Origin of the sequence: Rubellimicrobium arenae (genome assembly GCF_017916275.1) — a bacterium.
GTDB lineage: Bacteria > Pseudomonadota > Alphaproteobacteria > Rhodobacterales > Rhodobacteraceae > Rubellimicrobium > Rubellimicrobium arenae.
The window spans coordinates 362,125-375,836 of sequence record NZ_JAFMST010000004.1 but is presented as its reverse complement, the minus strand read 5'-3'; the positions used below and the strand labels follow the sequence as shown (position 1 = coordinate 375,836).

Here is a 13,712-nt window from a genome sequence, read left to right as displayed (position 1 = left end):
ATGGAAGCGGATTACGTCGTCGTCGGCGCCGGAAGCGCCGGTTGCGCCATCGCCTACCGGCTGTCCGAAGCCGGGCGATCGGTGCTGGTCATCGAGGCGGGCGGCTCGGACTGGGGGCCGTTCATCCGGATGCCCGCGGCCTTGTCCTATCCCATGAACATGGCGCGCTACGACTGGGGCTTCCGCACCGAGCCCGAACCCTACCTGGGCGGGCGCGTCCTGGCGACGCCGCGCGGCAAGGTCATCGGCGGATCGTCCTCGATCAACGGAATGGTCTATGTGCGCGGCCATGCCAAGGATTACGACCATTGGGCCGAAGCCGGGGCCAAGGGCTGGTCCTATGCCGACGTGCTCCCGTATTTCCGGCGGATGGAGCATTGGCACGGGCGGACCGGCGACGCCTCGTGGCGGGGCCATGACGGACCGCTTCACGTGACGCGCGGGCCGGCGGACAACCCGCTGGCGCAGGCCTTCATGAAGGCGGGGCACGAGGCGGGCTATCCGCTGACCGACGACCCGAACGGCTTTCAGCAGGAAGGGTTCGGGCCGATGGAGGCGACGATCTGGGCCGGGCGCCGGTGGTCGGCCGCCTTTGCCTATCTGCGCCCGGCGCTGCGGCGGGTGAACTGCGATCTCGTGAACGGCATCGCGCGCCGCATCGTCATCGAGAACGGCCGGGCGACCGGCGTCGAGATCGACAGCTTCAACGGCATCCAGGTCATCAAGGCGCGGCGGGAGGTGATCGTCTCCTCCTCCTCGATCAACTCGCCCAAGCTGCTGCTGCTGTCCGGGATCGGCCCGGGCGAGGAGCTGCGGCAGCTGGGCCTCCCGGTCGTGGCCGACCGGCCCGGCGTGGGGCGCAACCTCCAGGACCACCTGGAGATCTACGTCCAGCAGCAGGCGATCAAACCGGTGTCGCTGTTCCGCTACTGGAACCTGCAGGGCAAGGCCTGGGTCGGCGCGCGCTGGCTGTTCACGGGGCGGGGGCTCGGCGCTTCGAACCAGTTCGAGATGGGGGCCTTCATCCGGTCGCGGGCCGGCGTCGATTACCCGGACATCCAGTTCCACTTCCTGCCGATCGCCGTGCGCTACGACGGGCAGGCGGCGGCCGGCGGTCACGGCTTCCAGGCCCATGTGGGCCCGATGAGGTCGCCGTCCCGGGGGGCCGTCACCCTGCGGTCGCCGGACCCGGTGGACACGCCCCGGATCCTCTTCAACTACATGTCCCGCGAGGAGGACTGGCGCGACTTCCGGGCCTGCATCCGCCTGACGCGCGAGATATTCGGCCAGGAGGCGTTCCGGCCCTACGCCGGCAAGGAGATCAGCCCCGGCCCCGAGGTGCAGACGGACGAGCAGCTCGACGAGGCCATCCGGCAGCACGTCGAGAGCGCCTATCACCCCTGCGGCACCTGCAGGATGGGCGACCGCGCCGACCCCTTGGCGGTGGTGGATCCGGAATGCCGGGTCATCGGCGTGGAGGGCCTGCGCGTGGCCGACAGCTCCATCTTCCCGCGCGTCACGAACGGCAACCTGAACGCGCCCTCGATCATGACGGGCGAAAAGGCGGCGGACCACATCCTGGGCCGCCAGGCGCTGCCGCGCGACGATCGGGGTCCCTGGATCGATCCCGACTGGCCGGTTGCGCAGCGTCCGATCCCGCGCCTGCGCGCGGCTGCCGAGTAGGGGCCGCAGTCAGGCCGTCAGGAGGGTGGCCAGACGGCGCAGGGCCAGCTGGTAGCCCTGCGTGCCGCAGCCCACGATGATCCCGTCCGCGCGCAGCGACACGTAGCTGTGGTGGCGGAAGCTTTCGCGCTTGTGGACGTTGGAGATGTGGACCTCGATCACCGGACCCTCGAAGGCGTGGAGCGCGTCGAGGATCGCGACCGAGGTGTGGGTCAGGGCGCCGGGGTTGATGACGATGCCCTGCGCCGTTTCGCGCGCCTCGTGGATCCAGTCGACGATCTGCCCTTCGTGGTTCGACTGAAGGAGCCGGGTCTGGAGGCCCAGGTCCTGGCCCAGCGCGGCGCAGTCCCGCTCCACGTCGGCGAGGGTCTCGCGTCCGTAGATCTCGGGCTGGCGCTTGCCGAGGAGGTTCAGGTTCGGGCCGTTCAGGATCAGGACGAGGGGCATCGCGGGCCTTCCGTTGCGAGTCGGGCTGTTGTGCCCCGCGCCGCGGAGGACGGGAAGGGGGCCCTGTCGACGGGGGCCGCGATGAGCGCCGGGGATCGATGCCGTTGAAGGGCGCCGTCGACGGGTGCCGGCGATGGATGCCGTTGAAGGGCGCCTACGATGGCTGCCGTCGATGGGTACTGACGATAGGTATCGACGATGCAGGGAGCGTTTCCCGGGCGCGTCGGGACAGGCCCGCGCAGGGGGACGAACTCCCAGGCCGCCGAGCCGGACGCCACTCCGGTCGGCGGGGGGCGTGTGCGCGACACGCGGCGGCAGGGAAAAGGTCCCGCCGACGCCAAGGGCGGCCGGCGGAACGGTCCCGGTCGGGGATGAGGGCCCTTTTCCATCCCCAGCAAAAAGCAGACGGGGGAGCCCTCCGAACGCGCGAGAGTTATGGTCGCGCAAGCGGCCCCGGGTCTTGGGGCCCGTTGTCGCGCATTCCGGTTAATCAAAGGTTGGCGCACCGGACGGGGCACGGCCCGGCGCGCAACAGGGCGGGCGGAGACAGGCCACGGGATCGGTCCCAGGCCGCCGGTCAGGACCTCGGCCCACGCCGCGGGAGGCCGCCCCCAACAGGCGGGAGCGGCCCGGATCAGGCGTGGATCGCGCCGTCGCCGCAGGCCAGGGCCGCCTCGCGCACGGCCTCGCTGAAGGTGGGGTGCGCGTGGCAGGTCCGGGCAAGATCCTCGGCCGCGGCGCCGAACTCCATGGCGACGGCAACCTCGTGGATCAGGTCGCCGGCCATCGGGCCGATGATATGCGCGCCCAGGATGCGGTCCGTGGCCTTGTCGGACAGGATCTTGACGAAGCCGTCGCCCTGGAAGACCGCCTTGGCGCGGCCGTTGCCCAGGAAGGGGAACTTGCCGACCTTGTAGGCGGTGCCCGCGGCCTTGAGCTGTTCCTCGGTAAGGCCGACAGAGGCCACCTCGGGCGTGGTGTAGATGACCGAGGGGATGACGCCGTAGTTCACATGCCCGTGCTGCCCGGCCAGGATCTCGGCCACGGCGGTGCCCTCATCCTCGGCCTTGTGGGCGAGCATGGGACCTTCGCGGACATCGCCGATGGCGTAGACACCGGGGACGCTGGTGGCAAAGCGGTCGTCGGTGGCGATCTGGCCGCGGGGCGTCATCTGCACGCCGAGCGCGTCGAGGCCCAGCCCATCGACATAGGGCTTGCGGCCGGTGGCCACGAGGACGACGTCCGCCTCGATCCGGGCTTCTTCCTCGGTCTTGCGGGACCTGTGGACCACGGTCGCGCCGGTGGCCGTGCGCTCCACCCCCTGGACGGCGGTGCCAAGGACGAAGGTCAGGCCCTGCTTTTGCAGGAGGCGCTGGAACTGCTTGGACACTTCGCCGTCCATGCCGGGGGTGATGGCGTCGAGGTATTCGACCACCGTCACCTTGGTCCCGAGGCGCGAATAGACCGACCCCATCTCGAGCCCGATGACGCCCGCACCGATCACCACCATGGATCCGGGGATGGACTTGAGCGCGAGGGCGCCGGTGGAGGTGACGACCACCTCCTCATCGACGGTGACGCCGGGCAGGGTGGAGGACTGGGAGCCGGAGGCGATGACGATGGCCTTGGCCTCGTGGGTGTCGTCGCCGACCTTGACCTGGCCGGGAGCCGGGATGCTGGCGAAGCCCTTGATCCAGTCGATCTTGTTCTTCTTGAACAGGAACTCGATCCCGCCGGTGTTCTGGCCGATCACGTCGTCCTTGTAGGACAGCATCCGCGACCAGTCGACCTGCGGCTCGCCCACCATCAGGCCCATCCTGGCGAAGTTGGTGTGCGCCTCGTGCAGCTCATGGGTGGCGTGGAGCAGCGCCTTGGACGGGATGCAGCCGACGTTGAGGCAGGTGCCCCCCAGCGTCGCGCGCCCCTCGGCCACGCCGACCTTGAGCCCGAGCTGCGCCGCGCGGATCGCGCAGACGTAGCCGCCGGGGCCCGCGCCGATCACGATGAGGTCGTAGGTGGCCATCTTGGTCTCCAGTCAGTCAGAACAGGGCGGCCAGGAGCAGGAGCGCCGTCGCCGCAAAGCCTACCATCCAGATGATCGACCGGAGCGGCGACCAGCCCTGGACATAGGCGGGAATGTAGAGGAGCCGCGCCGCGATGTAGATCCAGGCCAGCGTCGCGGTCCAGCCGGTGAACTGGTTCGTGACGGCCAGGGTCAGGATCGCGGTCGCGAACAGCAGGAGCGCGGTCTGGTGGTTGTCGGCCGCGCGCAGGGCCCGGCCGCCCTTGATGCCGGGGTCGCGGGGCGTGTCGCGCGGGGACATGTTCCAGGCCTTCCCCTCGGGCGTCCGGTTCATGAAGTAGCCGGACACGCCGATGTGGAGGACCTGAATGAAGGCCGCGATGACGAGGGCGGTGAGTTCGGAGGTCATGCCGTCTCCAGGAATGTCGCGGTCATCGGTCCGCCGAAACCCTGCTCCTTGCGGAGCCATTGTTCCGCCTGCGGGCGGTGGCCGACCTGGAACAGGAGGAAGACCCGCGACCGCGAGTCGGCGTCGCGCCACATCTGGAGCAGGGTGAGCCCCGCCTCCATCCGTTCGCCGGATTCGGTGTCGAAGTCGCGCTTCCAGCCGGGGAAGTCGTTGGTGTCGAGCTGGCAGAGGAGCTGCATCATGGCCTTGGGTCCTTGGACGGGAGGGGTCGCGCAAGGTAAGTAGCCCGCGCGGCCCCAGGCTCCATCAGAGGTCCATGAGCAGGCGGCGCGGATCCTCGAGCGCCTCCTTGACGCGGACGAGGAAGGTCACCGCGCCCTTGCCGTCGACTATGCGGTGGTCGTAGCTGAGCGCGAGATACATCATCGGGCGGATGACGATCTGGCCGCCGACCACCACGGGCCGGTCCTGGATCTTGTGCATGCCCAGGATGCCCGACTGCGGCGGGTTCAGGATGGGCGAGGACATCAGCGACCCGTAGACGCCGCCGTTCGAGATGGTGAAGCTGCCGCCCTGCATGTCGGCCATCGACAGCTTGCCGTCGCGGGCGCGCAGGCCGAGCTCGGCGATCTCCTTCTCGATCTGGGCGAAGGACTTCTGGTCGGCGTCGCGGACGACAGGGACCACGAGGCCGGTGGGCGTGCCCACGGCGACGCCCATGTGGACGTAGCGCTTGTACACCACCTCGTCGCCGTCGATCTCGGCGTTGACCTCGGGCACCTCCTGGAGCGCGTGGACGCAGGCCTTCACGAAGAAGGACATGAAGCCGAGCTTGGTCTTGTGCTTCTTCTCGAAGGCGTTCTTGTACTCGTTCCGGAGGCCCATGATGGCCGACATGTCGGCCTCGTTGTAGGTCGTCAGCATCGCCGCGGTGTTCTGCGCCTCCTTGAGGCGGCGGGCGATGGTCTGGCGCAGGCGGGTCATCTTGACCCGCTCCTCGCGCGAGACGTCCTGGGCGGCGGTGGGCGCGCGGGGGGCGGAGGGGGCCGCAGTGGGCGCCGGGGCGGCGGCGGGCCGGGGCTCGGCCAGGGCGCGGAGGACGTCCTCCTTCATGACGCGGCCGTCGCGGCCCGTGCCGGACACGGCGTCCCGCGACAGGTCGTTGTCGGCCATGAGCTTCTTGGCCGAGGGCGCATCCTCGGGCGCGCGGGGGCTGCCGGAGCTGGCCGGGGTCGTGGGCTCGGGTCCGTAGTTGGCCGGGCCGGAGGGCGCGCCGACCGGAGCCGCGTGCGTCGCGGGCGAGTCCTGGGGCGCGGTGGCCACGCCGGCCGGGGCCGCAGCCTTGGCGGGGGCGGCGGCCGCCCCCTCGGAGATCGTCGCGAGCAGCGCGTTGGGGCCGACGGTCGACCCTTCGGCGGCGACGATGTCGCCCAGCGTGCCGGCGGCGGGCGCCGGAACCTCGACCGTCACCTTGTCGGTCTCGAGCTCGCAGAGCATCTCGTCGGCGGCGACCGTGTCGCCCGGCTTCTTGAACCAGGTGGCGACGGTCGCCTCGGTGACGCTTTCACCCAGCGCGGGCACGCGGACTTCGATGGCCATGGTTCCTTACTTTCCTTCGATGGTCAGCGCTTCGTCCACGAGCGCCTGTTGCTGGGCCTTGTGGCTGGAGGCGAGGCCGGTGGCCGGGCTCGCCGAGGCGGGACGGCCGACATAGACGGGCCGCGTGCGCTTGGCTTCGATGCGCTGGAGAACCCATTCGATGTTGGGCTCGATGAAGGTCCAGGCGCCCTGGTTCTTGGGCTCCTCCTGGCACCAGATCATCTCGGCGTTCTTGAAGCGCGACAGCTCCTTGACGAGGGAATGGGCCGGGAAGGGGTAGAACTGCTCGACCCGCAGGAGGTAGACGTCGTCGAGGCCGCGGGCGTCCCGTTCCTCGAGAAGGTCGTAGTAGACCTTGCCCGAGCAGAGCACGACGCGCCGGATCTGGTCGTCGGCCTTGAGCGTGATCGACGAGTTCCCCTTTTCCGCGTCGTCCCACAGGATCCGGTGGAAGGAGGAGCCGGTCGTGAAATCCTCGGACCGGGACACCGCCAGCTTGTGGCGCAGCAGCGACTTGGGCGTCATAAGGACCAGCGGCTTGCGGAAGCCGCGATGCACCTGCCGCCGCAGGATGTGGAAGTAGTTCGCCGGCGTCGTGCAGTTGGCCACGATCCAGTTGTCCTGGCCGCACATCTGCAGGAACCGTTCGAGCCGGGCCGAGGAGTGCTCGGGTCCCTGGCCCTCGAAGCCGTGGGGCAGGAGCATCACGAGCCCCGACATCCGCAGCCACTTGGATTCGCCGCTGCTGATGAACTGGTCGAACATGATCTGCGCGCCGTTGGCGAAGTCGCCGAACTGCGCCTCCCAGAGCGCGAGCGCGTTGGGCTCGGACAGGGAATAGCCGTATTCGAAGCCCAGAACCGCGTATTCCGAGAGCATCGAGTCGATGACCTCGTAGCGGGCCTGGCCTTCGCGGATGCCGTTGAGCGGGTAGTAACGCTCCTCGGTCTCCTGGTTGATGAAGGCCGAGTGGCGCTGCGAGAAGGTGCCGCGCGTGGAATCCTGGCCCGACAGGCGGACCGGGAAGCCTTCGGTCAGGAGCGAGCCGAAGGCCAGCGCCTCGCCGGTGGCCCAGTCGAAGCCCTCGCCCGAGGCGAACATCTGGCGCTTGCCCTCGAGCTGGCGCTCCACGGTCTTGTGGATCGCGAACCCCTCGGGCACGCGGGTCAGGGCCGCGCCGACCTGGGCCAGAGTTTCGGGCGTGACCGCGGTGTCGCCCCGCTCGTATTCCTTGTCGTTCTGGCGCTCGATGTGCGACCAGCGGCCATCGAGCCAGTCCGCCTTGTTCGGGCGGAACTGCTTGCCGGCCTCGAACTCCTCGTTGAGGCGGGCCTGGAACTGGGCCTTCATCTCCTCGACCTCGCCCTCGGGGATGAGGCCGTCCTTGACCAGCCGCTCGGTGTAGAGCGTGAGGGTCGTCTTCTGCTTCTTGATCCGGTTGTACATCGCCGGATTGGTGAACATGGGCTCATCGCCCTCGTTGTGGCCGAAGCGCCGGTAGCAGAACATGTCGATGACGACGTCCTTGTGGAACTTCTGCCGGAACTCGACCGCCACCTTGGCGGCGTGGACCACGGCCTCGGGGTCGTCGCCGTTGACGTGGAAGATCGGCGCCTCGACCATCAGGGCGATGTCGGTCGGGTAGGGGGACGACCGCGAGAAGTGCGGCGCGGTGGTGAAGCCGATCTGGTTGTTCACCACGATATGGATGGTGCCGCCGGTGCGATGGCCGCGCAGGCCCGACAGGCCGAAGCATTCCGCCACGACGCCCTGGCCGGCGAAGGCCGCGTCGCCGTGCAGCAGGATCGGCAGCACCTTGATGCGGTCGGCGTCGTGGAGCTGGTCCTGCTTGGCGCGGACCTTGCCCAGGACGACGGGGTTCACCGCCTCGAGGTGGGACGGGTTGGCCGTCAGCGACAGGTGGACCTTGTTGCCGTCGAACTCCCGGTCGCTGGACGCGCCGAGATGGTACTTCACGTCGCCCGAGCCATCCACGTCGTCGGGCTTGTAGGAGCCGCCCTGGAATTCGTGGAAGATGGCGCGGAAGGGCTTGCTCATCACGTTGGCGAGGATGTTCAGGCGGCCCCGGTGGGGCATCCCGATGACGATTTCCTGGACGCCCAGGGCGCCGCCGCGCTTGATGATCTGCTCCATGGCGGGGATCAGCGCCTCGGCGCCGTCGAGGCCGAAGCGCTTGGTGCCCGTGTACTTGACGTGGAGGAACTTCTCGAAGCCCTCGGACTCCACGAGCTTGTTCAGGATCGCCTTGCGCCCGTTCTGGGTGAAGGTGATCTCCTTGCCGTAGCCCTCGATCCGCTCCTTGAGCCAGGCGGCCTCGGCGGGGTTCGAGATATGCATGTACTGCATGGCGAAGGTGCCGCAGTAGGTCCGCCGCACGATGTCGAGGATCTGCGACATGGTCGCGATCTCGAGCCCCAGCACGTTGTCGATGAAGATCGGCCGGTTCATGTCCGCGCCCGTGAACCCGTAGGAGGCGGGGTCCAGCTCCGGATGGGGGGTGCCGTCGCGCATCCCGAGCGGGTCGAGGTCGGCGATCAGGTGGCCCCGGATCCGGTAGGCGCGGATCAGCATGAGCGCGCGGATCGAATCCAGCACGGCCTGGCGCACCTGCGCGTCGGACAGGGTCACGCCCTTTTCGGCGGCCTTGGCCTTGACCTTGTCGCCGGCGGCCTTGGACTCGGGCGCGGCGGGCCACTGGCCGGTCAGGGCGGCGGTCAGGTCGTCCGTGGGCATCGGCGGCCAGTCCGACCGCGCCCAGGACGGGGCGGCGGCGGCCGGCTCGGCCAGGGCGGCGAAGAAGTCGCGCCAGCTCTGGTCCACCGAACCGGGGTCGCGCTGGTAGGATTCGTGCAGCCCCTCGATGTAGGCGGCGTTTCCGCCCTGCAGGAACGAGGAGGCGCGGAACTGGTCGTTGGACGGCTGGTCGGTCATGGGGTCACCTCGAAGGGCTTCCGGGAAAGGGGCGGCAGGGGTCGAAACTCCTGCCGGGAGATAAAGGTTGCAGGTCCGTCGAACGACCCGGGGCCGCTCACGTTCGCGCGCGTCAGCCGATCGCCTTGAGGACGGCCTCGCCCAGGCCGGCGGGGCTGTCGGCCACGACGATCCCGGCCGACTTCATGGCCTCGATCTTGGATTCCGCGTCGCCCTTGCCGCCCGAGACGATGGCGCCGGCATGGCCCATCCGGCGGCCCTTGGGCGCGGTGCGGCCCGCGATGAAGCCCGCGGTCGGCTTCCAGCGGCCGCGCTTCTTCTCGTCGGCGAGGAATTGGGCCGCCTCCTCCTCGGCCGAGCCGCCGATCTCGCCGATCATGATGATCGACTGGGTCTCGGGGTCGGCGAGGAACATCTCGAGGACGTCGATATGCTCGGTCCCCTTGATGGGGTCGCCGCCGATGCCCACGGCGGTGGACTGGCCCAGGCCCACGTCGGAGGTCTGCTTGACCGCCTCGTAGGTGAGGGTGCCCGAGCGGGACACGACGCCCACGGAGCCGCGCCGGAAGATGGAGCCCGGCATGATGCCGATCTTGCAGGCGTCGGGGGTCATGACGCCCGGGCAGTTCGGCCCGATGAGCCGCGTGCGCGAGCCGAGGAGGGCGCGCTTGACCTTCATCATGTCGAGGACGGGGATGCCCTCGGTGATGCAGACGACGAGCGGGATCTCGGCATCGATGGCCTCGAGGATCGAGTCGGCGGCAAAGGGCGGCGGGACGTAGATCACGCTCGCGTCGGCGCCGGTCCGGTCCACCGCCTCGCGGACGGTGTCGAAGACGGGGAGGTCCAGGTGCGTGGAGCCGCCCTTGCCGGGCGTGACGCCGCCGACCATCCTGGTGCCGTAGGCGATGGCCTGTTCGGAGTGGAAGGTCCCCTGCGAGCCGGTGAAGCCCTGGCAGATGACCTTGGTGTTTTCGTTGACGAGGATGGACATCCGCTTAGCCCCTGACTGCCTTGACGACCTTCTCGGCCGCATCCGATAGATCGTCCGCCGGGATCACGTTGAGCCCCGAGTCCCGGATGATCTGCTTGCCCAGGTCGACGTTGGTCCCTTCGAGACGGACCACGAGCGGCACCTGGAGGCCGACCTCCTTGACCGCGGCGATGATGCCTTCCGCGATGATGTCGCAGCGCATGATGCCGCCGAAGATGTTGACCAGGATCCCCTTCACGTTGGGGTCCGAGGTGATGATCTTGAAGGCCTCGGTCACCTTTTCCTTGGTGGCGCCGCCGCCCACGTCGAGGAAGTTCGCCGGTTCCGCGCCGTAAAGCTTGATGATGTCCATGGTCGCCATGGCGAGACCGGCGCCGTTCACCATGCAGCCGATGTCGCCGTCGAGCGCGATGTAGTTCAGGTCGAACTTCTGCGCGGCCAGTTCCTTGGGGTCGACCTCGGTGTCGTCGGCCAGCGCCGCGATGTCGGCGTGGCGGAAGAGCGCGTTGTTGTCGAAGCCCACCTTGGCGTCGAGGCAGTGAAGGTTGCCCGCCTGCGTCACGATCAGGGGGTTGATCTCGAGCATCTCCATGTCCTTGGACACGAAGAGGTCGTACAGCTTGCCCATCAGGGCGACGCATTGCTTGACCTGGCCGCCGGTGAGGCCCAGCGCGTAGGCGATGCGGCGGCCGTGATAGGCCTGGTAGCCGGTCGCCGGATCGACGGTGAGGGTCAGGATGCGGTCGGGCGTGGAGGCCGCGACCTCCTCGATGTCCATGCCGCCTTCCTGGGAGCAGACGAAGGCGATCCGCGACGTGGCGCGATCCACGAGCAGCGCGAGATACAGCTCGCGGGCGATGTCGGCCCCATCCTCGATGTAGACGCGGTTGACCTGCTTGCCGGCCTCGCCCGTCTGCTTGGTGACGAGCGTCCGGCCCAGCATCCGCTGCGCCTCCATCTCGGCTTCCTCGGTGGACTTGGCGATGCGGACGCCGCCCTTCTCGCCGGCGTCGGCTTCCTTGAACTTGCCCTTGCCGCGGCCGCCCGCGTGGATCTGCGCCTTCACGACCCAGATGGGGCCGTCGATCTGGCCGGCGGCGGTCTTGGCCTCTTCGGCGCGCAGCACGACGCGGCCGTCGCCCACAGGGGCCCCCGCAGCGCGGAGCAGCTCCTTGGCCTGATACTCGTGGATGTTCATGGCAGGGTCCCGTGTTGGTCGTCGCGGGGTCCTTCAACCACAAGACTCTGAACGCCGACATAACGAAATGCAGCCATCCGTGGAAAAACCGCCCGTTGTGATCACACCCTTTTTGGCTGTGATCGCGGAAGTTGCCAGCCGCTAGTTCAACATCACGGCGTAGAGCGGCGAATCACCTTGGAACAGCGCGTCGAAGAGCTGGAGACTCCGGCCGTCCACGACAGGTCCCTCGCGCAGGTAGGGCACCAGGGACGCCCCCTGCACGACGCCCGCCACGTCGATCTCGGGCGGGTTCTCCAGCAGGGCGGCGAGGTCGAGCCCCGCCCGCGGCCCGACGCGCCAGTAGGGCAGGAGGCGCTCGCCCCGGAGGACGCGGTCCGCGTCGGCCAGAACGGCCAGCCAGCGCGCGCCCGTGCCGGGCGGGAAGAGGAGCCCGGTGGCCGAGGTCTGGTTCTTGTTGGGGATCCATTCGCGGTCGTTGTCCGGTTCGCGCGGGACGAGGTTCCAGAAGCGGCGGTTCTGCTCGACCACGGCAAGGAGGTGCTGGCGGGCCGCGCGGGTGCGCGCGGCGTCGGGCGGCCCCTCGATTGCCATGACGAACATCGCGGCGAGGTCGACGAACTGGCCGGACTGGCTTTCGAAGGAAAAGGCGTCGGTGTCCTTGGGACGTCCCAGCCGGTCGAAGGCGGCGCGGGAGTCCAGGACGCGGGCGATGCCGTCGCTGGGACCGACCGCCAGGATCAGGTTGCCGAGCCCCGACAGGAGATGCGCGTAGGCCGACAGCCACGCGGCGTCGGCGGTGTCGAAGCGGATCGTGGTGGACGGCATCTCGGTCCCGAAGCCGCCGGACAACGCCCAGCCCGCGATCTCGAGCACGCCTTCCCCTGGGCTGCGGGCGCCGTTCGCGTCGATGTCGAACCACAGGTCGGCGGTGTCGATCTCGACCCCGACCTCGTCGCCGTCCGCGATGGGCGCCAAGGCGTCGATGGCCCCGGCCATGTCCTGCTCGATCCCCTCGAACAGCGCGTCGATCATGCGCGGCTCGAACGGCTCGGGCCGGGGATTCTCGTCGAGGGGGAGCCGCAGCACGGGAAGGCCGGACGCGACGCTCATGCCCTCGGAGAGGCCCACGCGGTAACGAAGCTGGAGCGCGCGTTCGAGGCCCGCGAGGAAGCGGACGCCGCCCAGGGCGAAACGGTCCGAGGGCGTCGGGGCGGGCAGGGCGGCCAGCGCGGCCTCGGTGGCGCGGAGGCCCTGCGTGGCGATCTGGTCGGAGATGCCGTCCGCCCGCGCCAGGCTGGCGGTCGCGGCGAGGAGGGCGGACAGGAGGGCGCGGCGCATGACAAAGGCTCCGGAACTGATGTCCCGGAGCCTAGCCGCGCCGCTGGGACGCGGGGTAGTCAGGAAAACCGTTCCGTCAGGCGGCGAGCGAGGTTTCGATGCCCTTGCAGGCCTCGACCAGGCCCTTCACGGCGTCCACGGACTTCTGGAACATCGCCTGTTCCGCGTCGTCCATGGAAATCTCGATCACGCGTTCCACGCCGCCGGCGCCGATCACGGTCGGGACGCCCACATACATCCCGTCGAGGCCGTAGGCCCCCGAGACATGCGCGGCGCAGGGCAGGACGCGCTTCTGGTCCTTGAGGAAAGCCTCGGCCATCTCGATCGCCGACTGGGCGGGGGCGTAGAAGGCGGAGCCGGTCTTGAGAAGGCCCACGATCTCGGCGCCGCCGTCGCGGGTGCGCTGAACGATGCCGTCGAGCTTGTCCTGCGAGGTCCAGCCCATCTTGACGAGGTCGGGGAGCGGGATGCCGGCGACGGTCGAGTAGCGCACGAGCGGGACCATGGTGTCGCCGTGGCCGCCCAGCACGAAGGCGGTCACGTCCTTCATGGACACGCCGAACTCGACCGACAGGAAGTGCCGGAAGCGCGCGGAGTCGAGGACGCCCGCCATGCCGCAGACCATGTTGTGCGGCAGGCCCGAGAATTCGCGCAGCGCCCAGACCATCGCGTCGAGCGGGTTGGTGATGCAGATGACGAAGGCGTTGGGGGCATGAGCCTTGATGCCTTCGCCTACCGACTTCATGACCTTGAGGTTGATGCCCAGGAGGTCGTCGCGGCTCATGCCCGGCTTGCGGGGGACGCCGGCGGTGACGATGCAGACATCGGCGCCCGCGATCTCCTCGTAGGAGTTGGCGCCCTTGAGCGACGCGTCGAAGCCCGCCGAGGGGCCGGACTGGGCGATGTCGAGCGCCTTGCCCTGGGGCGTGCCCTCGGCGATGTCGAAGAGGATGACGTCGCCCAGCTCCTTGAGCGCGACGAGATGCGCGAGGGTGCCGCCGATCTGTCCGGCACCGATAAGGGCGATCTTGGGTCTGGCCATGTCAGGAAGTTCCTTCGCGCGAAT

11 protein-coding genes are annotated in these 13,712 nt (G+C 69.0%); 1 reads left to right on the top strand and 10 read right to left on the bottom strand.

What is annotated here, in order from left to right:
* On the top strand, window positions 1-1,683 hold the full coding sequence (gene betA, locus J3P31_RS08640) for a choline dehydrogenase (RefSeq protein WP_210528089.1): 1,683 nt from the start codon (window positions 1-3) through the stop codon (window positions 1,681-1,683).
* A gap of 9 nt (window positions 1,684-1,692) precedes the next feature.
* Here the strand turns inward: betA and aroQ are convergent, their stop codons facing one another.
* From aroQ to mdh, 10 genes are all read right to left on the bottom strand, one after another.
* Entirely contained in the window at window positions 1,693-2,130 is a 438-nt protein-coding gene (aroQ, locus tag J3P31_RS08635; protein ID WP_210528014.1) for a type II 3-dehydroquinate dehydratase, read from the bottom strand.
* Between the two features lie 634 nt (window positions 2,131-2,764).
* The gene (gene lpdA / locus J3P31_RS08630) at window positions 2,765-4,153 is read right to left on the bottom strand and encodes a dihydrolipoyl dehydrogenase (protein WP_210528013.1); all 1,389 of its coding nucleotides are present in this window, start codon (window positions 4,151-4,153) and stop codon (window positions 2,765-2,767) included.
* A gap of 16 nt (window positions 4,154-4,169) precedes the next feature.
* Window positions 4,170-4,562, bottom strand: a complete 393-nt coding sequence (locus J3P31_RS08625) for an MAPEG family protein (protein WP_210528012.1) — start codon at window positions 4,560-4,562, stop codon at window positions 4,170-4,172.
* Window positions 4,559-4,804: a hypothetical protein gene (locus J3P31_RS08620; protein ID WP_246849353.1), complete on the bottom strand. Its 246-nt coding sequence runs from the start codon at window positions 4,802-4,804 to the stop codon at window positions 4,559-4,561. Before J3P31_RS08620 ends, J3P31_RS08625 begins: the two co-directional genes overlap by 4 nt.
* Before the next feature lie 64 nt (window positions 4,805-4,868).
* A complete protein-coding gene (odhB, locus tag J3P31_RS08615; protein ID WP_210528011.1) occupies window positions 4,869-6,161 on the bottom strand; it encodes a 2-oxoglutarate dehydrogenase complex dihydrolipoyllysine-residue succinyltransferase in 1,293 nt (430 codons plus the stop codon).
* 6 nt (window positions 6,162-6,167) lie between these two features.
* Window positions 6,168-9,113, bottom strand: a complete 2,946-nt coding sequence (locus J3P31_RS08610) for a 2-oxoglutarate dehydrogenase E1 component (protein WP_210528010.1) — start codon at window positions 9,111-9,113, stop codon at window positions 6,168-6,170.
* Between the two features lie 112 nt (window positions 9,114-9,225).
* Complete coding sequence (gene sucD / locus J3P31_RS08605) at window positions 9,226-10,107, bottom strand: succinate--CoA ligase subunit alpha (RefSeq protein WP_210528009.1); 882 nt, start codon at window positions 10,105-10,107, stop codon at window positions 9,226-9,228.
* Between the two features lie 4 nt (window positions 10,108-10,111).
* Window positions 10,112-11,305, bottom strand: coding sequence for an ADP-forming succinate--CoA ligase subunit beta (sucC, locus tag J3P31_RS08600; RefSeq protein ID WP_210528008.1), 1,194 nt, complete (start codon window positions 11,303-11,305; stop codon window positions 10,112-10,114).
* A 141-nt stretch (window positions 11,306-11,446) separates the two neighbouring features.
* On the bottom strand, window positions 11,447-12,646 hold the full coding sequence (locus J3P31_RS08595) for a hypothetical protein (RefSeq protein ID WP_210528007.1): 1,200 nt from the start codon (window positions 12,644-12,646) through the stop codon (window positions 11,447-11,449).
* 76 nt (window positions 12,647-12,722) lie between these two features.
* Complete coding sequence (gene mdh, locus J3P31_RS08590; protein WP_210528006.1) at window positions 12,723-13,688, bottom strand: malate dehydrogenase; 966 nt, start codon at window positions 13,686-13,688, stop codon at window positions 12,723-12,725.
* Window positions 13,689-13,712: the final 24 nt, after the last annotated feature.